The organism is Comamonas sp. Tr-654 (assembly GCF_011752915.1).
Taxonomy (GTDB): domain Bacteria; phylum Pseudomonadota; class Gammaproteobacteria; order Burkholderiales; family Burkholderiaceae_C; genus Comamonas.
In genome coordinates, this window is the sequence record NZ_VWWQ01000004.1 from 35,828 (window position 1) to 58,307 (window position 22,480).

General features: G+C 66.0%; 18 protein-coding genes. 12 read left to right on the forward strand and 6 right to left on the reverse strand.

Features of this window, described 5'->3' with window-relative positions; translation table 11 throughout:
* Window positions 1-13: 13 nt before the first annotated feature.
* Complete coding sequence (locus F3J24_RS13505) at window positions 14-1,819, forward strand: feruloyl-CoA synthase (protein ID WP_167007124.1); 1,806 nt, start codon at window positions 14-16, stop codon at window positions 1,817-1,819.
* A 131-nt stretch (window positions 1,820-1,950) separates the two neighbouring features.
* On the opposite strand, the gene F3J24_RS13510 is transcribed toward F3J24_RS13505, so the two are convergent.
* Together F3J24_RS13510 and F3J24_RS13515 are read right to left on the reverse strand one after the other, a co-directional pair.
* Window positions 1,951-3,018 (reverse strand): nitronate monooxygenase family protein, encoded by a 1,068-nt coding sequence (locus F3J24_RS13510; protein ID WP_167007127.1) that lies wholly within the window; start codon window positions 3,016-3,018, stop codon window positions 1,951-1,953.
* A 34-nt stretch (window positions 3,019-3,052) separates the two neighbouring features.
* The gene (locus F3J24_RS13515; RefSeq protein WP_167007131.1) at window positions 3,053-4,234 is read right to left on the reverse strand and encodes a YbfB/YjiJ family MFS transporter; all 1,182 of its coding nucleotides are present in this window, start codon (window positions 4,232-4,234) and stop codon (window positions 3,053-3,055) included.
* A gap of 110 nt (window positions 4,235-4,344) precedes the next feature.
* On the opposite strand from F3J24_RS13515, the gene F3J24_RS13520 reads away from it, so the two are divergent.
* Window positions 4,345-5,274, forward strand: a complete 930-nt coding sequence (locus tag F3J24_RS13520; RefSeq protein ID WP_167007134.1) for a LysR substrate-binding domain-containing protein — start codon at window positions 4,345-4,347, stop codon at window positions 5,272-5,274.
* Window positions 5,275-5,286: 12 nt separating this feature from the next.
* On the opposite strand, the gene F3J24_RS13525 is transcribed toward F3J24_RS13520, so the two are convergent.
* Both F3J24_RS13525 and F3J24_RS13530 read right to left on the reverse strand, forming a co-directional pair.
* The gene (locus tag F3J24_RS13525; RefSeq protein WP_167007137.1) at window positions 5,287-6,825 is read right to left on the reverse strand and encodes a YifB family Mg chelatase-like AAA ATPase; all 1,539 of its coding nucleotides are present in this window, start codon (window positions 6,823-6,825) and stop codon (window positions 5,287-5,289) included.
* Window positions 6,826-6,910: 85 nt separating this feature from the next.
* On the reverse strand, window positions 6,911-7,459 hold the full coding sequence (locus F3J24_RS13530; RefSeq protein WP_167007140.1) for a MarR family winged helix-turn-helix transcriptional regulator: 549 nt from the start codon (window positions 7,457-7,459) through the stop codon (window positions 6,911-6,913).
* Between the two features lie 92 nt (window positions 7,460-7,551).
* On the opposite strand from F3J24_RS13530, the gene F3J24_RS13535 reads away from it, so the two are divergent.
* The 9 genes from F3J24_RS13535 to F3J24_RS13575 all read left to right on the forward strand — a co-directional run bounded on the left by F3J24_RS13535 (window position 7,552) and on the right by F3J24_RS13575 (window position 17,341).
* A complete protein-coding gene (locus F3J24_RS13535) occupies window positions 7,552-8,523 on the forward strand; it encodes a tripartite tricarboxylate transporter substrate binding protein (RefSeq protein WP_167007143.1) in 972 nt (323 codons plus the stop codon).
* Between the two features lie 128 nt (window positions 8,524-8,651).
* Window positions 8,652-9,644, forward strand: a complete 993-nt coding sequence (locus F3J24_RS13540; protein WP_167007146.1) for a Bug family tripartite tricarboxylate transporter substrate binding protein — start codon at window positions 8,652-8,654, stop codon at window positions 9,642-9,644.
* Window positions 9,645-9,756: 112 nt separating this feature from the next.
* Window positions 9,757-11,085: a sulfatase gene (locus F3J24_RS13545; protein WP_167007149.1), complete on the forward strand. Its 1,329-nt coding sequence runs from the start codon at window positions 9,757-9,759 to the stop codon at window positions 11,083-11,085.
* A gap of 373 nt (window positions 11,086-11,458) precedes the next feature.
* On the forward strand, window positions 11,459-12,211 hold the full coding sequence (locus tag F3J24_RS13550) for a TorF family putative porin (protein ID WP_003059647.1): 753 nt from the start codon (window positions 11,459-11,461) through the stop codon (window positions 12,209-12,211).
* A 17-nt stretch (window positions 12,212-12,228) separates the two neighbouring features.
* A complete protein-coding gene (gene glnK, locus F3J24_RS13555; RefSeq protein WP_003059648.1) occupies window positions 12,229-12,567 on the forward strand; it encodes a P-II family nitrogen regulator in 339 nt (112 codons plus the stop codon).
* Window positions 12,568-12,606: 39 nt separating this feature from the next.
* Window positions 12,607-13,959 (forward strand): ammonium transporter, encoded by a 1,353-nt coding sequence (locus tag F3J24_RS13560; RefSeq protein WP_167007152.1) that lies wholly within the window; start codon window positions 12,607-12,609, stop codon window positions 13,957-13,959.
* 133 nt (window positions 13,960-14,092) lie between these two features.
* A complete protein-coding gene (glcE, locus tag F3J24_RS13565) occupies window positions 14,093-15,241 on the forward strand; it encodes a glycolate oxidase subunit GlcE (protein ID WP_167007155.1) in 1,149 nt (382 codons plus the stop codon).
* A 17-nt stretch (window positions 15,242-15,258) separates the two neighbouring features.
* Window positions 15,259-16,512: a glycolate oxidase subunit GlcF gene (gene glcF, locus F3J24_RS13570; RefSeq protein WP_167007158.1), complete on the forward strand. Its 1,254-nt coding sequence runs from the start codon at window positions 15,259-15,261 to the stop codon at window positions 16,510-16,512.
* A 76-nt stretch (window positions 16,513-16,588) separates the two neighbouring features.
* Window positions 16,589-17,341: a ProQ/FinO family protein gene (locus F3J24_RS13575; RefSeq protein WP_167007161.1), complete on the forward strand. Its 753-nt coding sequence runs from the start codon at window positions 16,589-16,591 to the stop codon at window positions 17,339-17,341.
* Between the two features lie 54 nt (window positions 17,342-17,395).
* Here the strand turns inward: F3J24_RS13575 and F3J24_RS13580 are convergent, their stop codons facing one another.
* Window positions 17,396-18,826 (reverse strand): aldehyde dehydrogenase family protein, encoded by a 1,431-nt coding sequence (locus F3J24_RS13580; protein WP_167007164.1) that lies wholly within the window; start codon window positions 18,824-18,826, stop codon window positions 17,396-17,398.
* 104 nt (window positions 18,827-18,930) lie between these two features.
* Complete coding sequence (locus tag F3J24_RS13585) at window positions 18,931-21,057, reverse strand: PQQ-dependent dehydrogenase, methanol/ethanol family (protein WP_167007167.1); 2,127 nt, start codon at window positions 21,055-21,057, stop codon at window positions 18,931-18,933.
* A 161-nt stretch (window positions 21,058-21,218) separates the two neighbouring features.
* Between F3J24_RS13585 and F3J24_RS13590 the strand changes: the two genes are divergently transcribed.
* Window positions 21,219-22,370, forward strand: coding sequence for a helix-turn-helix domain-containing protein (locus F3J24_RS13590; RefSeq protein ID WP_167008205.1), 1,152 nt, complete (start codon window positions 21,219-21,221; stop codon window positions 22,368-22,370).
* Window positions 22,371-22,480 lie beyond the last annotated feature (110 nt).

Sequence of the window (22,480 nt, forward strand, 5' to 3'; positions counted from 1 at the left end):
TGGAGGAGCACCCATGCAAGCCATAGACTTTCTGTCCGACCCGCAGCAGGTCGCCCCGCCGTGCAGCCTGCGCACCGATTTTGACGACGGCAGCTTCGTACTGCGATCACCCGTGGCACTCAAGCCCTATGCACGTTGCGTGGGCGAGTGGGTGGAACGCTGGGCCTGCGAGACACCCGAGGCCCCGGCCCTGGCCGAACGCACACCCGACGGCTGCGGCTGGCGCCAGCTGCGCTGGGGCGAGCTGCGCGAGGCCGTGGGACGCACGGCCCAGGGGCTGCTGGACCTGGACCTGCCTCCCGGCCCGGTGGTCATCCTTTCGGACAACGCCATCGATCACGCGGTACTGATGCTGGCCGCCATGCACGTGGGCCGGGCAGCGTGCTCGCTGTCCAGTGCCTACTCGCGCACGGCGCGCGACTTTGGGCGGCTGCGCCAGATGCTCCTGGTGCTGCAGCCTGCGCTGATCTACGCATCGGACGCGCGCGTGTACGGACCGGCGCTGGCGGCCTGCGAAACCCGCGCACCCTGCGTCTTCAGCGCGCATGCACAGCACTGGCCCGACGGGCTGGATTTCGGAGCGCTCATGGCCAGACCCGAGACGGCCGCCGTGCGCACCGCCTATGAGGCCATCGCGCCCGACATGCATGCCAAATACCTGCTGACCTCGGGCTCCACCGGCACGCCCAAGGTGGTCATCAACACGCACCGCATGCTGTGCGCCAACCAGCAGCAAATGGCGCAGACCTGGCGCTTCCTCGAGCAGGAAAAGCCCGTGCTCGTGGACTGGCTTCCCTGGAGCCACACCTTCGGCGGCAACCACAACCTGCATCTGGTGCTTGCACATGGCGGCACGCTTTACATAGACGAGGGCCGGCCCGCTCCGGGCCTGATCGAAAAGACGGTGCGCAATCTGCGTGAAGTTCGACCCACCCTGTGGTTCAACGTGCCGCGCGGCTTCGACATGGTGCTGCCGCTGATGGAGGCCGACGACGCGCTGGCGGCGGACATGCTCTCGCGCCTTCGCCTGGCCTTCTACGCGGCTGCGGCGCTGGCCCCTTCGACCTGGAAGCGGCTGGAGGCGGTGGCCCAGCGCGTGCGCCCGGGCCGCCCCCTGTGGCTGACCACTTCCTGGGGCTGCACCGAGACCTCGCCCGCGATCACCTCGGCCCACTGGCAGCTCGACGGCGCAGGCTGCATAGGTGCGCCGCTGCCCGGGCTGGAGCTCAAGTTCGTGCCCAACGGCAACAAGCAGGAAATGCGCGTCAAGGGCGTTTCGGTGTTTCCCGGCTACCGCGATGCAGCGCCCGAAACGGCCGCGGCCTTTGACGAGGAAGGCTACTACCGCATAGGCGACGCCGGCTTCATGGTCGACGAGCAGCGGCCCGAGCGCGGCGTCATCTTCAACGGCCGCGTGGCCGAGGACTTCAAGCTCTCCAGCGGCACCTGGGTCTCGGTGGGAACGCTGCGCGTGGAGCTGGTGTCGCGCCTTGCCCCACTGGTACAGGACATCGTCATCGCAGGCCACGACCGCGACGAGCTCGGTTTGCTGGTGTTTGCCGCGCCCGCGGGCGCGGCAGACCCTGCAGCCCTGGCACAGGCACTGCGTCGCGTGATGCACGAGCAGCGCGACGCAGGCGCGGGCAGCTCGCAAAGCCCCGGCTGCGCGCTGGTGCTGGCCGATCCGCCGGATGCGGAGGCCGGAGAGATCACCGACAAGGGCTATATCAACCAGCGCGCGGTGCTGACGCGACGCGCCGATGCGGTGCAACGCCTGTTCGCCCCAGCGGATGCGGCGGTCATCCGCTGGAACAACTAAAACCAGAGCAACCTTCACTGGTCAGCAAACAAAAATTGCCAAAAACAATCCAGATTCGATACATGCAAAGCGACACCAGCTATCAAATCTGATGGCTGCTCCAGACAAATCTCGCCTCTGCTCAAGCCCGCTCAGGTGTGAACCGCATGCTCCAGCTCCTGCGCCAGCGTGTGCACGAGTTCGGCGGCAGGCAGGGCGCGTGCCAGCGGCGCGCCCTGGCCGGCCCAGTGCGCGGCATAGTCGCTGCTGCCCTGTGCGCTGGCTGCCTGGTGCAGCGCCTTGCCTGCGTCATACACCATGGGATAGGCGGGCAGTGCTCCCGCATAGTCTCGTCCCAACTGGTGCAGACGGTTGAACATGCCGCGCGCAGGACGGCCGGAAATGGCGGCGGTGATGGCCGTGTGCTGTGCGCTGTCGCCTTGTAGCTCGGCGCGGTAGGCCTGACTGGCTGCGGATTCCGGGCAGAGGATAAAGGCCGTTCCCATCTGCACGGCACAGGCTCCGAGCTGCAGCGCAGCGGCAATGCCCGAGCCGTCCATGATGCCGCCTGCGGCGACCACGGGCAGGCGGGACTCGCGCGCCAGCAGCCGCACCAGCGCCAATGTGCCCATCAGTCTGTCCTGCTCGGGCACGAAAGCGCCGCGATGGCCGCCCGCCTCCATGCCCTGGGCCACGATCACATCCACCCCGGCCTGCTCGATCTGGCGCGCCTCATCGAGACTGGTGGCACAGGCCAGCGTGGTGATGCCGGCCGCGCGCAAGGCATCGACAAAGCCCTGCTCCGGCAGGCCGAAATGAAAGCTCACCACGGCGGGATGCAGCTCCAGCAGCATGGCCTGCAACCGCGCATTGCCCAGCGCTGACTCGTAGATGCAGCGCAGGCCAGACGGCACGGACGCGCCGTAGCGCTCGAACTCCGGCGCCAGGTAGCGCAGCCACTGCGCTTCGCGCTCTGCATCTGCTGCTGGCGCACGGTGACAGAAAAGGTTGACGTTGAAGGGGCGATTGGTCAGCGCACGCGTCTGTTCGATGTGCTGGCGCGCCTGCTCAAGGCCGTAGGCGCCTATGCCGACCGAACCCAGGGCGTATGCATTGCTCACGGCAGCCGCCAGCTGCGGGGTCGAGGTCCCGGCCATCGGGGCCTGAATGATGGGATGCTGCAGACCCAGGCCTGCCATCCACAAAGGTAGTTTGCTCATCGTGCGTCTCCTGGTTGTCACTTCTCGATATGGATCATTGCGCCGCGCGGGCCAGGCGGCTGGAGGCCACCAGCAGCGCCCCGAGGCCCAGCGCCGCGCAGCCCAGCACGAACAGCTGGCGATAGCTGCCGCTGCTGGCGTAGACAAATGCCATCAGATAGCCGGAGCTGGCCTGCAACAGCGCAAATGCTGCCGTGGCATAGCCCCACATTTTCTTGTGCCGGCCGGGGCCAATGAGCTGCATCAGATAACCCGAGGTGATGGCCGCCATGCCCGGTGACAGCGCCCCCACCACAAAACCCGACAGCGCATGACCGCCGAAACCGGCCCAGACCAGCGGCAGGCCGATGGCCACGGCCTTGAGGGCATAGGCGCCCGTGGTCGTTCCCCACCAACCCCAGCGCGTGGCGCAGTAGGCCGCACACAGCGGCCCGATCATCGCGCCAAGCCCGAAGAATGCCCATTGCGTCGATGCATAGGCGCCGCCCAGCTGCAGCTCGCGATCCAGGTAGTCCACCCAGAACACGGTGTGCGGCACAAAGCCGAAGGCGTCGCAGGCATAGGCGGTCAACACCAGGATCACAGCCAGGCTCCATGGCGTTGCACCGGAAGTTGCGGCCGTCGCCGTGGGCTGGACCGCCACCGGCGCATGCAGCGAGATCTGGCGCGCAGCATGCCAGCCGCTGTAGAGCGCCAGCGCACATAGCGCCGTCAGTGCCCACCAGACGGCGCTCAGGCTGCTGCGCGCAAACATGGGCACCAGGGTGGCGGCCAGCAAGGCGCCCACGCCAATGCCGCAGAACATCAGCGGGCCCAGCGTGGCACGGCGCTGCGGCGCGGCCGCAGCCATGGCCACCGACGGGCCCAGCACCATCAGCGCGGCCCCGGCAATGCCAGAGATCAGCCGCCAGACAAAGAACAGGGCCATGGGCTGGGGCAGGCTGCAGCCGGCAAAGCTCAGCATTACGGCCACCCAGCAGATCACCAGCACGCGCAGCGCGCCCATGCGCTCGGCCAGCGGCGCGGCGACCAGAGCCCCGATCAGATAGCCCAGCAGATTGGCGGCCCCCAGATAAGCCACCTGCTCGCCGCTGAACCAGCCCGCATGAACCATCTGCGGCATCAGCGCCGTATAGGCGAAACGGGCCAGGCCGACGCCGCTCAAGGTGGCCATGAAACCGGTCAACAGCAGGGGAAGTTCTTTGCGCTCGATCACAGCTCGGGTTCCGGAGGGAAATTGGTATCAAGCCTAAACGCTGCGACTCGATCATGTCCAATGATTCAAAATGATGACCTGCATCTCATTTCAAGATATTGGAGCCGCATATGCAACTCAAATCCCTGCGCATGTTCGAAGCTGTCTGCGAAAGCGGCAGCTTTGGCGCCGCTGCCCAGCGGCTGCACACCGTGCAATCCAATGTCACGGCCCATATCAAAAAGCTTGAGGACGAAGCAGGGGTGCAGCTGCTGATGCGGGCCAACCCGGTCTTTCCCACTCCAGCCGGACGCACGCTGCTGGAATCTGCGCGGCAGATGCTGCAGTCGCATGACCAGGTGCTGGCCACGCTGCAAACCCGGCAGTTTGCCGCCGGCCAGGTCAAGGGCGCCTTGCGCATAGGCTCCATGGAAACCACGGCCGCCCTGCGTCTGCCGCCCCTGCTGGCCGAGTTGCGCAGGCTGCATCCGGACATCGACCTGGAACTGGATGCCCAGCCCACGGCCGCATTGCTGATGGAGCTGACGGCTGGTCGCATCGACTGCGCCTTCATCAACGGGGCAGCACCGCAGAGCGAGCTGCATTCCTGGCCGCTGTTCCGCGAAGAGCTGGTGCTGGTCAGCGGACAGCCGCTGACGCGCTTTCCCACCGCTGCGGAGTTCGGCAACGCTGTGTTCCTGGCCTTCCGCCAGGGCTGCAGCTACCGCCAGCGCATTGAGCTGCTGATGGCCTCGATGGGGGTGACGGCGGTGCGCATTATGGAGTTGGGCATGCTGGACACCATCCTCGGCTGCGTGGCCGCCGGCATGGGTTATGCGCTGCTGTCGCGCTCTCTGGTCGAAGCCCAGCAGCAGCGCTTTGGCGTGCACTGGATGACCTTGCCAGGCAGGAGCGGACAGGAGCTGGCCTTTGTCGACACCTGTTTTGTCACCGCAGCCGTTGATGGCTGGTCCCCCGCACTGCATGCGTTTGCCCAGGTGCTGGGCGTCGATCCCCGAACCGCGCAGGCACGGCCCGTGCCGCTGGCCCTGGCTGCCTGAGTACACCAGGCATCACGGCTGCATCAGCGCACGGCGGTATTGCAATGCCTCGGCCAGGTGGGTCTGGGTGATGGAATCGGAGCCAGCCAGATCGGCAATGGTTCGTGCCACCTTCAGGGCCCGGTGCGTGCCGCGCGCCGACCAGCCAAGGCGCGCTGCAGCCTTGTGCGCAAAGGTCAGCGCCTCGGGCTCCAGCTTCAGATGCGTGTCAAGCTGCCCCCCCTGCAACTGATGATTGGGCAGGCCCTGGCGCTGCAAGGCCTTGTCCCTGGCCGCACTCACGCGTTGCTGCACGGCAGCGCTGCTCTCCCCTTCGGGCGCTGCCAGAAGCTCCTCGGGCGACAGTGCCGCCACCTCCACATGCAGATCGATGCGGTCCAGCAAGGGCCCGCTGATGCGTGCCTGATAACGTGCCACTTGATCGGGGGAGCAGCGGCAGGCCCTGACGCGCGAGCCCCAGTAGCCGCAGGGACAGGGGTTCATGGCTGCCACCAGCTGGAAACGGGCCGGAAACTCCGCCCTCTGCACGGCCCTCACGATGGTGATGCGCCCGGTCTCCAGCGGCTCGCGCAGGGCCTCCAGGGCACTGCGTGCGAACTCGGGCAGCTCGTCCAGGAAAAGCGCCCCGCAATGAGCATAGGAGATCTCGCCAGGCCGGGGTGGAGAGCCGCCGCCGACCAGCGCAATGGAGCTGGCCGTGTGATGAGGCGCGGCAAACGGCCGCTGGCGCCACAGCTGCGGCGTGAAACGACCGCTGAGGCTGGCAATGGCTGCTGCTTCGAGCGCTTCCTCATCGGTCATGCCCGGCAGCAAGCTGGCAAAGCGCTGGGCCAGCATGGATTTGCCCGAACCCGGAGGGCCGATCATCAGCACACCATGTGCGCCGGCAGCTGCAATTTCAAGCGCGCGCTTGGCCTGCATCTGGCCGCGCACCTCGCGCAGATCCAGCGACTGCGAAGAGGCTTCGGCAGGTCTGGAGTGCACCCGCTGCCAGCCCTCCGCGTCATCGCCCTGCTCCGCCAGGGTGGCGTCATGCGCGATGAACTGCCTGACCACATCCAGCAGATGCGCAGCGCTGAAGACTTCGATTGCCGGTACGAAAGCGGCCTCCTGCGCACTGTCCGGCGGCAGCACCAGCCGCACGCGGCGCTGCTGACGCTGCAAGGCCAGCGCCGTTGCCAGGGCCCCGCGCACCGGGCGCAGCGCACCGGTCAGGGACAGCTCACCCGCAAACTCATAGTCGGCGAGCCGCTGTGCATCGATCTGCCCGCTGGCCGCCAGAATGCCCAGCGCTATCGGCAGGTCGAAGCGGCCGGAGTCCTTGGGCAGGTCTGCCGGAGCCAGGTTGACCGTGATGCGCTGGTTGTTCGGAAACTGCAGCCCCGCATTGACGATGGCCGCGCGCACACGCTCGCGTGCCTCCTTGACCTCCACATCCGCCAAGCCCACCAGGGTGAACGAAGGCAGGCCGTTGGCCAGATGGACTTCCACAGTGACGCCTGGTGCCTGCAAGCCCAGCAAGGCACGACTTTGAACCAGAGCCAGACCCATCACGCCCCCTCCCCTTCAAGCCGGACTGTAGGGCCTAGCGTATGCGCCAGCGGCTCAAACAGGCAATAGGGGTGTGCGCAGGCCGTCAGCCGGCGGCGTCATCATGGGCGGGCTGCCTGCCGGCGGCCCGGCCACGGCGGCGCTCGGCCTTGGGAAAGCTGCCCTGCTCCTGCATGCGGGCCGCCCGATTGCGCACGCGCTCGAACACCTGCGACAGCACCTGCAGCTCGGCATCGCTGCAGTCGCTCAGCAACTCCTGGTTGATTGCCTGAATCTGCGGAAACAGCTGCACATGCAGCGCCAGCCCGGCGGCCGTCAGCTGCACCATGGCCTGGCGCCCGTCGCCGGCCATGCCCTGCTTGTGCAGCAGCCCCTTGGCAATCAGCGTGGAGATGGTGCGCGAGGTGCGCGTGCGATCGAGCTGTGCCAGCTCCGCGAGCCGGGACGGCTGCATGGCGCCCTTGGTGGCCAGCAGGCCGATCATGCGCCACTCGCGCCGGGTGATGCCGAAGCCGCCCTCGCACAGGCGTACCACCATGGTCCCGGCCGAGCTCATCAGGCGGGCCAGATGGTAGAGGAACAGATCGTCCAGCTCGGACGGCTGCCGCCAGGGGTGGCGCTGCACCTTGGTCATGGGTGTTTGTGGGTTTTCTCTAGGAATGATGGATTAGATCCATTATCGAGTCACTGCTTACAGTGGCTCCAAAGAAAACGACAGGAGACACCATGCCTTGCACCCGTACCGCCCGCCGCACTCTGGCCGGGCTGGCGGCCGCCGCGCTGCTCACGGCAGCCCATGCGGCCGACACCTGGCCCGCCAAGCCCATACGCATCATCGTTCCCTCCCCGCCCGCCGGCCCCTCCGACATCGCCGTGCGCCCGCTCGCGGCTGCCGTGCAGAAGGCACTCGGGCAGGCCGTGATCGTGGAAAACCGGGCCGGGGCCAATGGCAATATCGGGGCGGCCGAAGTCGCCCGCGCCCCGGCCGACGGCTACACCTGGCTGTGGGCCATGGACCCGGTGCTCACCGTCAACAAGCATATCTACAAGAACATCGGCTACTCCAGCGATGCCATCGTGGTGCTCAATGCCGCTGCCAGGTTCTCGCAGACCCTGATCTGCAACCCCGGCCTCGGCTTCAAGTCCGTCAAGGACATGCTGGAGGCCGCCAAGGCACGCGAGCTGACCTATGCCACGGGCGGCGCTGGCTCGCCCGGCCATCTGGTCATGGAGTCCCTGCTGTCCAGCACCGGCGTGAAGATGGTGCATGTGCCCTACAAGGGGCCGGCGCCGGCCATGCAGGATCTGATGGGCGGTCAGGTGGACTGCGGCTTCCTGGCCGCCCCCACGGTGCTGCCCCAGATCCAGAGCGGCCGGGTCACCGCCCTGGCCACCACGGGGCGCACCCGCTCGCCCCTGCTGCCGGCATTGCCAACGATTGCCGAGTCCGGCTACCCCGACTTCGACGGCACCTACTGGCTGCTGCTGGCCGCCCCCAAGGGCGTTCCTGCCGAGATCCAGAAGCGCTTTCTCGCCGCCATGGATGCCGCCATCCGCTCGCCGCAGCAGCAGGAGCGGGTCAAGTCCGTGGATATCGAAATGGTGGGCAGCAGCCCCGAGCAGGCCCAGGCCAGGGTGCGCGAGATCTCCGAAAAATGGGAAGCGCTGGCCCGCAAGATCAATCTGAAGCCCGATTGAGGCCGCGGGCCCGGACGCAGCCCGTCCGAGCTGTCAGGCTTGTGCCGGCACGCACTTACACTGCCCACTTTCCAATCAGCAATGGCGTGAGCCCGCGGCGCGGATCACAGACCAGGAGAGACATGACGATGCAAAGAAGAATCTTCGGCAAGCTCGCGGCGGGGCTCGGCCTGAGCGCAGGATTGCTGGGCAGCGGCGCGCTGCAGGCCCAGGAGACCCATGCCCTGTTTCCCAACAAGACACCGCTGCGCATGGTGGTCGGCTATCCGCCCGGCGGCGCCACCGACCGCGTGGCGCGCATCGTGGCCGACCGGCTGCAGGCCCGGCTGGGCAGCCCGGTGATCGTGGAAAACAAGCCCGGCGCCGGCGGCCGTCTGTCGGCCCAGTACGTGAAGAACGCGCCCGCCTCCCAGCCCGCCGTGCTGCTGGCCAATCCCGCCGTGATGGTGGTGGCGCCGCTGGTGTTCCCGGACTCGGGCTACGACCCGGAAAAGGACTTCCGTCCCATCAGCGAGGTGAACCGCTACGAATTCGGCCTGGCCGTCGCCAGCGCCGTGCCTGTGAAGGAGCTGCCGCACCTGCTGGCCTGGCTCAAGGCCAATCCGCAGCAGGCCAATTTCGGCGTGCCGGCCACGGGCAGCCTGCCGCACTTTTTCGCGCTGATGCTGGGCGAGACCGCCAAGGTGCCGGTCGAGGTCGTGGGCTACAAGGGCTCGGGCCCGCTGCTCACCGACCTGATGGGTGGGCAGATCCCCATCGCCGTGGACACCTTCGACACCCAGATTGCCCAGCACGAAGCGGGCAAGCTGCGCGTGCTGGCCACCTCGGGCGAGCGTCGCAGCACCATGGCGCCCAACATTCCCACGCTCAAGGAGCTGGGCGTGAACCTGGTCGGCACGGGCTGGAACACCTTGTTCGCGCCGCAAAGCATGGCGCCGGCCACGGTGCAGCGCCTGTCCCAGCTGGTGCAGGAGGTGATGAAGGAAGCCGATACGCAGCACAAGTTCGCCGCCTCCAACCTGGTACCTGTGGTCAGCAGCGCGCAGGACACGGAAAAAATGCTCAAGGCCTACCGCGCGCAATGGGCGCCGGTGGTGCAGCGCTCGGGCTTCAAGCCCTGATATTTGAGGAGCGCCTATCGCTTGTTACCAAACATTTTCAGCATCAAAGCTATTCAGAATCCTTTCATAACAAGCGATAGAAGCTCCTTTTTTTGAACGTTCCCGCTCTCCCATGACCGACTCCCGCCCCAATCTGATCTTCATCCTGGCCGATGACCTCGGCTATGCCGACCTGGGCTGCACCGGTGCGCGCGATGCACACAACAACGCCACCGACGTCTCGCCGCGCCTGGACGCCATGGCCGCCCAGGGCCTGCGCTTCACGCGCGGCTACTCCAACTCCTCGGTGTGCTCGCCCACGCGATTTGCGCTGGCCACGGGCCGCTGGCAGTACCGCCTGCGCGGTGCGGCCGAAGAACCCATCGCCAGCGTGCACGGCGACAAAGTGCTGGGCCTGCCGCCCGATCACCCCACGGTGGCCTCGCAGCTGCGCGATGCCGGCTACGCCACGGCCCTGGTCGGCAAATGGCATCTGGGCTACCCGCCGCATTTCGGCCCGCGCCTGTCGGGCTACGAGGAGTTCTACGGCTTTCACGCCGGCGGCGCCGACTACTTCGCCCACTGCGATCCACGCGGGCGCCCCGACTTCTGGCGCAACGAGGAGCCGCACACCGAAGACGGCTACCTGACCGATCTGCTGAGCCGCCGCGCCGTGGACTTCGTCAAGCGCCAGACGGCCGAGCAGCCTTTCTATCTCTCGCTGCACTACAGCGCGCCGCACTGGCCCTGGCTGACGCGCGAGGACCGCGCCGAGTCCGAACGCCTGCAAGGCATGGGCAAGCATATCGACGGCGGCTCCATCGACACCTATCAGCGCATGATCCATCACATGGACGAAGGCATAGGCTGGCTGCTGGATGCACTGGAGGAAAAAGGCATGAGCGAGAACACGCTCATCGTCTTCACCAGCGACAACGGCGGCGAGCGCTTCTCCAATACCTGGCCTTTCGTGGGCCAGAAGATGGATCTGCTCGAAGGCGGCATCCGCGTGCCTTTGCTGGCACGCTGGCCGGCGCGCATGACGGCCGGCGCCGTCTGCGACACGCCCAGCCTGACTATGGACTGGTCGGCCACCTTCCTGGCTGCAGCGGGCGTAGCCGCACATGCCGACTATCCGCTGGACGGCATCAGCCTGCTGCCCTTGATGCAGGATCAAAGCTGGATGCCCGAGCGCGACCTGGCCTGGCGCATGAAGCACCGCGAGCAAAAGGCCTTGATACGCGGCGACTGGAAATATCTGCAGATCGAGGGCTTCGAGTACCTGTTCCACATCGGCAACGACCCGCGCGAGCGCGCCAATCTGCGTGATCGTGAGCCCCGGAAGCTGGCCGAGCTGCGCAGCGCCTGGGAGCTCTGGAATCAAGACTTGCCGCCGATTCCCGAAGAGGCCAAGGTTTCGCTGGTGTTCACCAAGGCAGACCTGCCGCAGGCCAGCTTCTGAGCTGCACGCGACCTGCAAGCCCATCGCCCTGGCGATGGGCTTTTTTGCGCCCGCGCCCAAGCAAAGAGCATGCACTTACTTGCAAATCACCTGTTTGGTGCAAAAAGCCGCGCAAAAGCCGGGCCATGGCGGTGCATCGAAAAAACGCACCATCTTGGTGCAACCCATCCAGCCCGCCAGTCAGGTGGCGAAAGTTGCGCTCAGTGATTGTGAAAATTCGTAGCTTTTTGTACTCGGCAGCTATGGCCCGCTGCCTGTTTTAGACCGATGACTGCGAACCGCGCCGCGGCGGCCGCAGAGACTGGCACGGTCTGTGCTTTGAGAGTTCATCCGAGATTTTTGCCACGAAATTTTCAAACCGGAGGAACCCTGAATGCCCAGTCCCGCTGCTAGCCGTTTCAAGACTTTCGCCAAGACCGCCGCCCTGGCCTGTGCCGTTGTCGCCCCCATGTGGGCCCATGCCCAGCTCTCCGCCAACGTTGCCTTGACCACCAACTACAAGTTCCGCGGGCAGGATCAGGACGCCAGCCGAACCAAGGCCATCAAGCCTGCGCTGCAAGGCGGCTTCGACTACACGTTCGGCGACAGCGGCTTCTACGTGGGCAACTGGAACTCTTCCGTGGACTGGCTGCCCGGCAACTCGCTGGAAACCGACTTCTACGGCGGCTACAAGTTCAAGGCCGCCGATGTGGACTGGGACGTGGGCATGCTGACCTATGTCTACTCGGGCAATGCCAACGGCAACACCACCGAGATCTACGGCTCCGGCACCTATGGCCCGTTCACGGCCAAGTATTCGCACACGGTGTCCAAGGACTACTTCGGCTGGGCCGGCGCCAAGGCGGGTTCGGGTCTCAAGGGTCGCAACACCGGTTATCTGCAGTTCTCCTACAGCCAGGAAGTGATGCCCAAGGTGACACTGAAAGCATCAGTTGGTTACACCCATTTCTCCAGCGACATCAAGGACCTGGGCGTTCCCAACTATGTGGACTACAGCGTCGGTGGTGCCTATGACCTGGGCGACGGCTTCTCTGCAGCAGCAGCGGTGACCGGCGCCAACAAGAAGGCCTACTTCGGCGATGTGAACAAGGCGCGTCTGATTCTGACGCTCTCCAAGACTTTCTAATTTTTCAGGAGCCCGTCATGAAAATGGTGATCGCCATCATCAAACCCTTCAAGCTCGACGAAGTGCGTGAAGCTCTTTCCCAAATCGGTGTCCAAGGCATCACCGTGACCGAAGTCAAGGGCTTCGGCCGTCAGAAAGGTCACACCGAGCTGTACCGCGGTGCCGAGTACGTGGTGGACTTTCTGCCCAAGCTGAAGATCGAGGCCGCGATTGCCGACGATCTGGTGGACGCCGCCATCGACGCCATCGAGGGCGCGGCCCGCACCGGCAAGATCGGCGACGGCAAGATCTTTGTGCAGGCGCTGGAGCAGTCGATCCGTATCCGTACAGGAGAAACCGGCGACGCGGCCCTGTAAAGGCTCAGTCTCTCTGGAACCGTTTTGAGAAAGATTGCCATGACCAAGAAATTATTGAGTGCAGGCCTGGGACTGGGCCTGCTGGCTGCAAGCGCTGCCGGTTTTGCCCAGGAAGCAGCCACCGCTGCCGCCGCCGCAGCCCCTGTGGCCGAAGCCGCAGCCGAGGCCGTTCCCACCCTGAGCGCCGGCGATACCGCCTGGATGCTGACCTCGACCATGCTGGTGATCCTGATGGTCATCCCCGGCCTGGCGCTGTTCTACGGCGGCCTGGTGCGCAGCAAGAACATGTTGTCCGTGCTGGCGCAGGTCTTCGTGATCTTTTCGCTGATCACCGTGCTGTGGGCCATCTACGGCTACTCGCTGGCCTTTGGCGGCGAAGGCAAGTTCTTCGCGGGCTTCGACAAGCTGTTCCTCATGGGCATCACGCCTGACACGCTGTCGTCCATGCTCAAGACCATCCCCGAATACGTGTTCGTGGCCTTCCAGTCCACCTTCGCGGCCATCACCGTGGCGCTGATCGTGGGTGCGTTCGCAGAGCGCATCAAGTTCGCGGCCGTGATCGTGTTCTCCGTGCTGTGGTTCACCTTCAGCTACATCCCCATGGCCCACATGGTGTGGGGTGGCGGTCTGCTGGGTGCCGATGGCGCGCTGGACTTCGCTGGCGGTACCGTAGTGCACATCAACGCCGCCGTGGCCGGCCTGGCGGGTGCCTACATGCTGGGCAAGCGCATCGGCTTCGGCAAGGAAGCCCTGCCTCCGCACAGCCTGACGCTGACCATGGTGGGCGCTTCCCTGCTGTGGGTGGGCTGGTTCGGCTTCAACGCCGGCTCCGCCGGTGCCGCCAACGGCATTGCCGGCCTGGCCTTCATCAACACCATCCTGGCGACCGGCGCTGCCGCCATCTCCTGGATCGTGGCCGAAGCGCTGCTGCGCGGCAAGGCCTCCATGCTGGGCGCCGCCTCGGGTGCCGTGGCCGGTCTGGTGACCATCACGCCCGCCGCCGGCTTCGTCGGCCCCATGGGCTCCATCGTCATGGGCATCATCGCCGGCCCTCTGTGCTTCTGGGGCGTCTCCGGCCTCAAGCACCTGCTCAAGGTCGACGACGTCTGCGACGTGTTCGGCGTCCACGGTGTCGGCGGTATCCTGGGTGCCATCCTGACCGGCGTGTTCTGCGCCAAGGGCCTGGGCGGTATCGAGCCCGAGGGCTACAACATGGCCCATCAGCTGTGGGTGCAGGTCGAGAGCGTGCTGGTGACCATCGTCTGGTCCGGCGTGGTCTCCTACGTGGCCTACAAGATTGCCGATCTGACCGTGGGTCTGCGTGTCTCGGAAGAGTCAGAACGCCAAGGCCTGGACATCACTTCCCATGGTGAGGTGGCCTACACCCGCTAAGCGGCAGGCTCTTCGCAAGTTCAGTTTCATTACGTTGCCCCGCAGTGCAAGCTGCGGGGCTTTTTTTATTCACGCCTGCTTTTCAAAAAAATCAAAGATCGGCCCTTCCTGCTCCGGGGGCGCCCCGGCTACCATGCAGGCCATGGATTCAGCCACCAGCCAAATCAATCAGCTCAGCGAGCGCATTCGCGCCGCTGCCAGTGACAAGACCCCGCTGCGCATCTGCGGCGGCGGCAGCAAGGACTTCTACGGCCTGCGCCTGCAGGGCGAGCCGCTGTCCACGCGCACGCTCAGCGGCATCGTCAGCTACGAGCCCAGCGAGCTGGTTGTCACCGTACGCGCCGGCACGCCGCTGGCCGAGCTGGAAGCGATCCTGGCCGCCCAGGGCCAGTGCCTGGCCTTCGAGCCGCCGCACCTGGGTGCCGGCAGCACCGTGGGCGGCATAGTCGCCGCTGGCCTGTCGGGCCCGTCGCGTGCCAGCGTGGGCGCAGTGCGCGATTTCGTGCTGGGCCTGGAGATGATCAACGGCCAGGGCGAGCGGCTGCGCTACGGCGGCCAGGTCATGAAGAATGTGGCCGGCTATGACGTCTCGCGCCTGATGGCGGGCAGCTGGGGAACGCTGGGCCTGATCACCGAGGTCAGCCTCAAGGTCCTGCCCGTGGCTCCGGCCGAAGCCACGCTGCGCTTTGACGCCTGCAGCCAGGCGCAGGCACTGGACTGGCTCAATCACTGGGGCGGCCAGCCGCTGCCGCTCAATGCCAGCAACTGGCTGGAAGAAGACGGAAAGGGCACGCTGTATCTGCGCCTGCGCGGCGCCCGCGCGGCGGTGCAGGCCGCCACGCTGCGCCTGGGTGGCGAACGGCTGGACAGCGACGCCGTTGCCGCCGACTGGAGCGCCAGCCGCGATCTGAGCCTACCCTGGTTCCAGCAGCGCGCTGCCGATCATTGTCTGTGGCGTCTGTCCGTTCCCGCGACCGCAGCACCGCTGCAATTGCCCGGCGATGCCATCGGTCCCCTGATCGACTGGCATGGTGCACAGCGCTGGGTGCAGGCCCCGCGTTCGGCCGCCGCAGCCTTGCAGCAGCTGGCGCAGGCAGCCGGTGGTTCCGCCTCGCTTTTCAGGGCCGAGGAAGGCAGCCAGACAAGCGCCAACAGCGATCTCGATACGCACGCACAGGCCAGCCCGGCAGGCCGCACAGCGGCACAGCTGCATGCCCGCCTCAAGCAGGCGTTCGACCCCGCCGGCATTCTCAATGTGAACCGTCTCTCGGCGCATTGGTAAGAACAAGGACAGCACCCATGCAAACCAATCTCGCGCCCGAATACCGTGCCACGCCAGAAGGCCAGGAAGCCGAAGCCATCTTGCGCAAATGCGTGCATTGCGGCTTCTGCACCGCCACCTGCCCCACCTACCAGACCCTGGGCGACGAGCTGGACGGCCCGCGCGGCCGCATCTATCTGATCAAGCAGGTGCTGGAAGGGCAAACACCCACGCGGGCCACGCAGCTGCACCTGGACCGCTGCCTGACTTGCCGAAACTGCGAATCCACCTGCCCCAGCGGCGTGCAGTACGGCCACCTGGTCGATATTGGCCGCAAGATCGTCGATGAGCAGGTCGAGCGCCCCACAGGCGAGAAGATGCAGCGCTGGCTGCTCAAGGAGAGCATGAACTCCCCACTGTTCGCCCCCGCGCTGAAGCTGGGCCGCGCCGTGAAAGGCCTGCTGCCCGAGACCCTTGGCGAAAAAATACCGGCAACCCAGGATGCCGGAACCTGGCCCGCGCGGGAACATGCGCGCAAGGTACTGCTGCTGGCAGGCTGCGTGCAGCCGGCCATGATGCCGCGCATCAACTACGCCACGGCCCGCGTGCTGGACGCCGTGGGCGTACAGACCGTGATTGCCGACAAGGCCGGCTGCTGCGGCGCGGTGAAATTCCACCTCAACGACCAGGACGGCGGCAAGGCCCAGATGCGTGCCAATATCGACGCATGGTGGCCGCTGGTGGAGCGCGGCGAGGTCGAGGCGATCGTGATGAACGCCTCGGGCTGTGGTGTCACCGTCAAGGAGTACGGCCATCTGCTGCGGCTGGAGCCGCAATACGCCGACAAGGCCGCGCGCATCAGCGCCTTGACCCGTGACCTCAGCGAACTGCTGCCCGACATGCTGCCCGAGCTGGTGGACAAGCTCAAGGACCGCATCACCGCGCCCCGGGCCCCCGTGGCCTACCACCCGCCCTGCACGCTGCAGCATGGGCAGAAACTGCGTGGCGGCGTGGAGGCGGGCCTGCGCGAGCTGGGGTTTGACCTGCGCGTGGCACGCACCGAATCCCATCTGTGCTGCGGCTCTGCCGGCACCTACTCGGTGCTGCAGCCCGAAATCTCGCACCAGTTGCGCGACCGCAAGATCGCAGCACTGGACGAGCCGTTCGCGCCCGAAAAGCCCGCAGCGATTCTCTCGGCCAATATGGGCTGTATCGTCCATCTGCAAAACGGCACCGAGGTCCCGGTCATGCACTGGGTGGAGCTGCTGGATCAGGCGCTGGCCACCGGCTGACACCCCCGCATGCCACTGCAGTTTGCAATGCTGGCATGATTGGGGGTTTTGTTTTCCCAGGCCCACGGGCTTTGCCATGACTGAAATCGTGTCTGAATCACAAGAGCAGAAAGCCACGCAAGCGGCATCGCAGCACAGCGTGCAGGACTCGCAGCCCGGCTCACGCTCGCGCCGAGGCGGCCGTGGCCGCCAGAACCCGGCTCCTGCAGCCAAAGCCGCCCCGCAGGCCGCACGTCCGCAACACCCCTTGCTGGAGCAGCTAGCGCAGTGGCACCCGGCCTTGTTCGGCGAGCAGTTGCTGCCCTTCAAGCGCGGCATTTTTGAAGACCTGCTGGCCGCCCACCCTGAGCTGGACAAGGACGCGCTCAAGAGCGCGCTGCAGCAGCACACCCGCTCCGGTCGCTATCTGGCCGCCATGGCAAGCGGCCAGCAGCGTCATGACCTGAGCGGCCAGCCCGTGGAAGCCACGCTGCCCGAGCATGTTCACCACGCGCTGATCGAAGTCTTCCGCCGCCGCCAGCAGCGCACGCAGGAAGATCTGACGCCCAAGCTGCGCAACCGCATCGTCATCGCCTACGAGGCCTCCGGTCTCACACGCGAGGAATACGCCGAGCGCGTGCAGGGCCGTGACGAAAAGACCAATGCCCTGGTGGCTGATGCGCTGGCCGAGGCCGACGCCCGCGCCGCCAAGGACGAAGCGCTGCTGCGCTCCTTCCAGCTCAGCGGCCAGACTTCGGAGCAGGAGTTTGCCGAGATGTACGGCATGAATCCGCGCCAGGTCGCCCAGCAGCTGGAACGCGCGCGTCGCCGCCAGCAGAATATTCAATAAAAAAGCTGCTGGTGACCATCAGATGGTCACCAGCAGCTTTTGATTTTGAATAGATCAGGCCGCGCTGTAGCCCATCACGGCCTTGGTTTCCAGGAAATCGCGGAAACCGTGCTCGCCCCATTCACGGCCATTGCCTGACTGCTTGTAGCCGCCGAACGGCGCAGTAAAGTCAGGCCCCGCGCCGTTGAGGTGCACCATGCCGGTACGCAGTCGCGCGGCCACGCGGCGCGCACGCTCCAGGCTGCCTGACTGCACATAGCCCGAGAGGCCGTACACCGTGTCGTTGGCCATGCGAATGGCGTCTTCCTCGTCATCGTAGGGAATCATCACCAGCACGGGACCGAAGATTTCCTCGCGCGCGATGGTCATGTCGTTGCTCACGTCGGCAAACACCGTGGGTTTGACAAAGTAGCCCTGAGCCAGCCCCTCGGGGCGGCCCGTACCGCCGGCCACCAGGGTCGCGCCCTCTTCAATTCCCTTGCGGATCAGGGCCTGGATCTTGCCCCATTGCGCCTCGCTGACCACGGGCCCCATATGCATGCCCTCCGCCAGCGCATCGGCCACGGTCGCTGCTGCTGCGGCGCCACGGGCGATCTCCACAGCCTGCCCATGCAGGGCGCGCGGCACAAACATGCGCGTGGGGGCATTGCAGCTCTGGCCCGAGTTCATCAGCACCGCCTGCACTCCCTGGGTCACGGCCTTTTGCAGGTTGGCGTCGTCCAGCACGATGTTGGCGGACTTGCCGCCCAGTTCCTGGGCCACGCGCTTGACGCTGTCGGCCGCGGCCTTGGCCACGGCAATGCCCGCGCGCGTGGAGCCCGTGAAGGTCATCATGTCTATGCCGGGGTGGGAGGACATGGCCTCGCCCACGCCCGGGCCGTCGCCGTTGACGAGGTTGAAGACACCGGGCGGCACGCCCGCCTCGTGCAGCACCTCGGCCACGAGCAGGGCATTGAGCGGGGCGACCTCCGAGGGCTTGAGCACCATGGTGCAGCCTGCGGCCAGGGCCGGTGCAACCTTGCACATGATCTGGTTGATGGGCCAGTTCCAGGGCGTGATCATGCCGACCACGCCCACGGGCTCATGCACGATGGCCGTGCTGCCCTGCACATGTTCGAAGGCGAAGTTCTTGAGGACCTCGATGGTGGAGCCCAGATGGGCCACCCCCATGGCGGCCTGCGCCGCCTTGGACAGCCACAGCGGCGCCCCCATCTCCTGCGAGATGGTCTGTACAAAGTCGCCGTAGCGGCGCTGGTAGACCTCCAGCACCTTGGCCAGCAGGGCCAGGCGCTCTTCGCGGCTGGTGCGCGAGTAGCTCTCGAAGGCGCGGCGCGCGGCAGCCACGGCCTTGTCCACGTCGGCCGCCGAGCCCATGCTGATGCGGGCGATGGCTTGCTCATTGGAGGGATTGATGACGTCCAGGCTGCGCGGGCTGATCGGATTCACCCATTGGCCGTCGATGTAGAACTGCAGATGGTCTTGCATAAGGCTATTTCCTTGGTATCGAGTCAAAAGAAGAGGTTTGCGATCTGGGACCGCCGGTGCGTGGCTCGGATGCACCAGCGGTCCGGCTGGGTGAAGTACAGGCTTCAGGGCTTAGGCCGGATGGCGTCCGCCGTGCCCTGGATGAAGGCCTTGAGGGACTCCACGTCATCGCCAGACAGCTTGCCCGTGAAGTCCGGCATGCCGCGCGCCATGGCCGGGCCCTTGAAGACGAAGTTGGGCAGGTTCTCGATATAGCTCGCGTCCATATAGCCCAGATTGGGAATGTTGCCGCCACGGTCCACGCCCGGCACGCCGTGACAGAACACGCAGTTGGCTACATACAGCATGGTGCCGGCCTCGACCTTGGCAGGGTCGTATTTCACGCCCTGCAGCAACTGGCCCGTGCGCTGGGCCACAAACTCCGGCATCTTGGCCTTGCCGCCCACGACGAAGGTATAGACCGTCCCCGGGCCCTGGCGCTCGGTGGCGCGCGCAGCCAGACCGTAGACACCGCCCCAACCCACGGCCACCGAGACATACTGCTTGCCGTCCACCATATAGGTGCTGGGCGCAGCCACCACCCCGGTGCCCGTGGGCGCTTCCCACAGCTTTTCGCCGCTGGCCGCGTGATAGGCCACGAGGCGGCCATCAGCCGTGCCCTGGAACACCACATTGCCCGCCGTGGTCAGCGTGCCGCCGTTCCAGGGCGAGACATGCTCCACGCTCCAGGCGGCCTTTTGCGCAACGGGGTCCCAGGCCAGCAGGCGACCGAAAGGCTTGCTCTTGGGCGGCTCGGCATTGAAGAACTTGGCCGTGTTCCAGCCGGTGCCCGACTGGGGCTTGCCCGGTCCGGCCTGGTTGAACTCCCATTTCTTGTCGTCCATCAGGTTGACGGGCACGTTCTGCGCAGGCAGATACACGAGGCCCGTCTGGGGGTTGAAGGACATGGGGTGCCAGTTATGCGCGCCATATGGGCCCGGCACCGCGTCCTGAGGCTTGCTGCCGTCGCGCGCTGCTGCAATGCCGATGGGCTTGCCGTGCTTGTCGTAGCCGCTGGCCCAGTTCACGGGCACGAAGTTCTTGGCCGAGATGAACTTTCCATTGGTGCGGTCGAGCACGAAGAAGAAGCCGTTCTTGGGCGCATGCAGTATGACCTTGCGCGGCTTGCCGGCGATCTTGATGTCGGCCAGGATCATGGGCTGGGTGGAGGTGTAGTCCCAGTTGTCGCCCGGTGTTTCCTGATAGTGCCACTTGTATTTGCCGGTGTCGGGATCCAGGGCCACGATGGAAGCCAGGTACAGGTTGTCGCCGCCCTTGGGGCTGCGCACCTTGTGCGACCAGGGCGATCCATTGCCCGTGCCCACATACATGGTGTTGAGCTCGGCATCGAAGGTCATGCTGTCCCACATGGTGCCGCCACCGCCGGCCTCCCACCATTTGCCGCTGGGGTCCCAGGTCCTGGCGGCGCGTTTCATGGATTCGTCCTCGAAGGGCTTGGACGGATCGCCGGGTACGCTGAACCAGCGCCATTTCTGCTCGCCGGTCTCGGCGTCATAGGCTGTGATGTAGCCGCGCACGCCATACTCGGCGCCGCCGTTGCCGATGATGACCTTGCCCTTGAACACGCGCGGCGCGCCGGTGATGGTGAGCGACCCCTTCTGCCCCTCGAAGGTATTCTTGTGCCAGACCTCCTTGCCGGTGGCGGCGTCCAGCGCAATCAGGCGGCCATCCCATGCGCCCACATAGACCTTGCCCTTCCACAGCGCCACGCCGCGGTTGACGACGTCGCAGCACCCCTTGAAACCGGTGCTGCGGTCGATCTGCGGGTCATAGGTCCAGATCCTGTTGCCGGTACGGGTGTCGATGGCATGCACCACGCTCCATGAGGCGCTGACGTACATGATGCCGTCCACGACGACAGGCGTGGCCTCCACACCGCGCGTGGATTCAAGGTTGTACGACCATGCCAGGCCCAGGTCCTTGACGTTGCCAGCATTGATCTGATCGAGGCGGCTGTAGCGGGTCTCGGCATAGTCCACGCCGATGGTGGGCCAGTCAGGCGTCTTGGCAGCATTGGCACGGATGAAAGCGCCGTCGACGCGCTGCACGGCGGCAGCGGCCTGCGCTGCGGGGTCGGTTTGCGCGAAAGCCGCTGCGCTCCCCAGGCAGGCGGCCAGCATCCAGGCTATGCGGCCGGGCCGTCCATGAGAGTTGTCGATCAGCCGTTCCATCGAGGTCTCCTGTTGTGATTGCTATGCCGCAAAGCATGGTGTATCGACTGTTTTTCTTCATGATCGGGATTTCCCCAGGCTCGAAGTGTTCCATTGCGGAACACATTGACCGCTCCTGCGAACAGCCCGGACATAACATGAGCGTTGATGAGCCACGCGCGATGGACGCGCTACAGCTGTGCTTCTCGAGCACCGGTGCGGAGCGTGCTCTGCAGGCTCGCCGCCAGTTCTTCGAGGCCGGCATACGCCCCTCGGGCCTGGTCAGCGAGGCGGTCATCCAGTCCTGGCTGCGCAGCCAGCGCCAGCACTGCAATGGACGGCGGCTGGCTCTGGCTCCCGTCAGCCCCAGCCGGCTGCATGCCACGCAGGAGCGCTGCCGCGGCCTGCTGCAGGCACTGCAGCACGAGCTGCCGACCCTGGAGCAGGCACTGGCGGGCACCGGCACGCGCGTGATGCTGACGGACAACAAGGGCATCGTGCTCCATGTCTCCCCGGCATCCATGCGACCCCGTGACGAGCGGGTCGGCCTGAACATGTCCGAGCAGGCCATGGGCACGAACGCACCAGGCATCGTCGCCGCCACCGGCCAGGCCTGCACCGTCACCAATGGCGAGCACTATTTCGACGAGCTGCACGCCTTCCGCTGCGCGGCGGCACCCATACGCGACGTGCACGGCCGCCTGGCCGGGGTGCTCAATCTGATGGTGGAGGAGCAGCATTTCAGCTTCGACGCCAGCCCCGTGGTCGGCATGTACGCCACGACCATCGAAAACACCTTGCTGCAGGCGCAGTCCCACGAGCATCTGGTGCTGCGTTTTCAGGTAACGCCTGCCCTGCTGCATACGCCGCTGCAGGCGCTGATGGGGGTGGCTGCCGATGGCCGCGTCGCCTGGATGAACGGCATCGCCGCCCAGCTCATCGGCCAGCCCGGGCATGCAGCTCGCAGCGCGCAAGAGCTGCTGGGCCACGATCTGTCGCGCTTGCTGCAACTGAGCGGCCAGCCCGGCCCCGCGCCGCTGCGCCTGGCCAGCGGCCTGGGCGTCTGGATGCAGGCGCATCTGCAAGCCTCGCACGGCCTTGGCTCGCACCTGGACACCAGCAGCGCGCAAGACCAGGCCAGCCCCGTCGCCACCGAAGCAACGCACGTCGCCGAAGCGCCCACCCTGGCCACGCTGCGCGAGCACAGCACGCAGCTGATCAGGGAGACGCTGGACCAGCATGGCGGCAATGTCTCCCAGGCCGCGCGCGCCCTGGGTATCTCGCGCGGCACGCTTTACCGCCGCCTGCGCGGCGGTCGGGATGGGGGGTTCTGAGCCCATTCCCGACCCATGGCGCAAGACTCTTTTGCGTTCACCCAGGGTTACGCCCCGCCCCGCACGGCCCCACAATCCTCGCCGCGCTGCACCAGCCTGCAGCCAAGGAG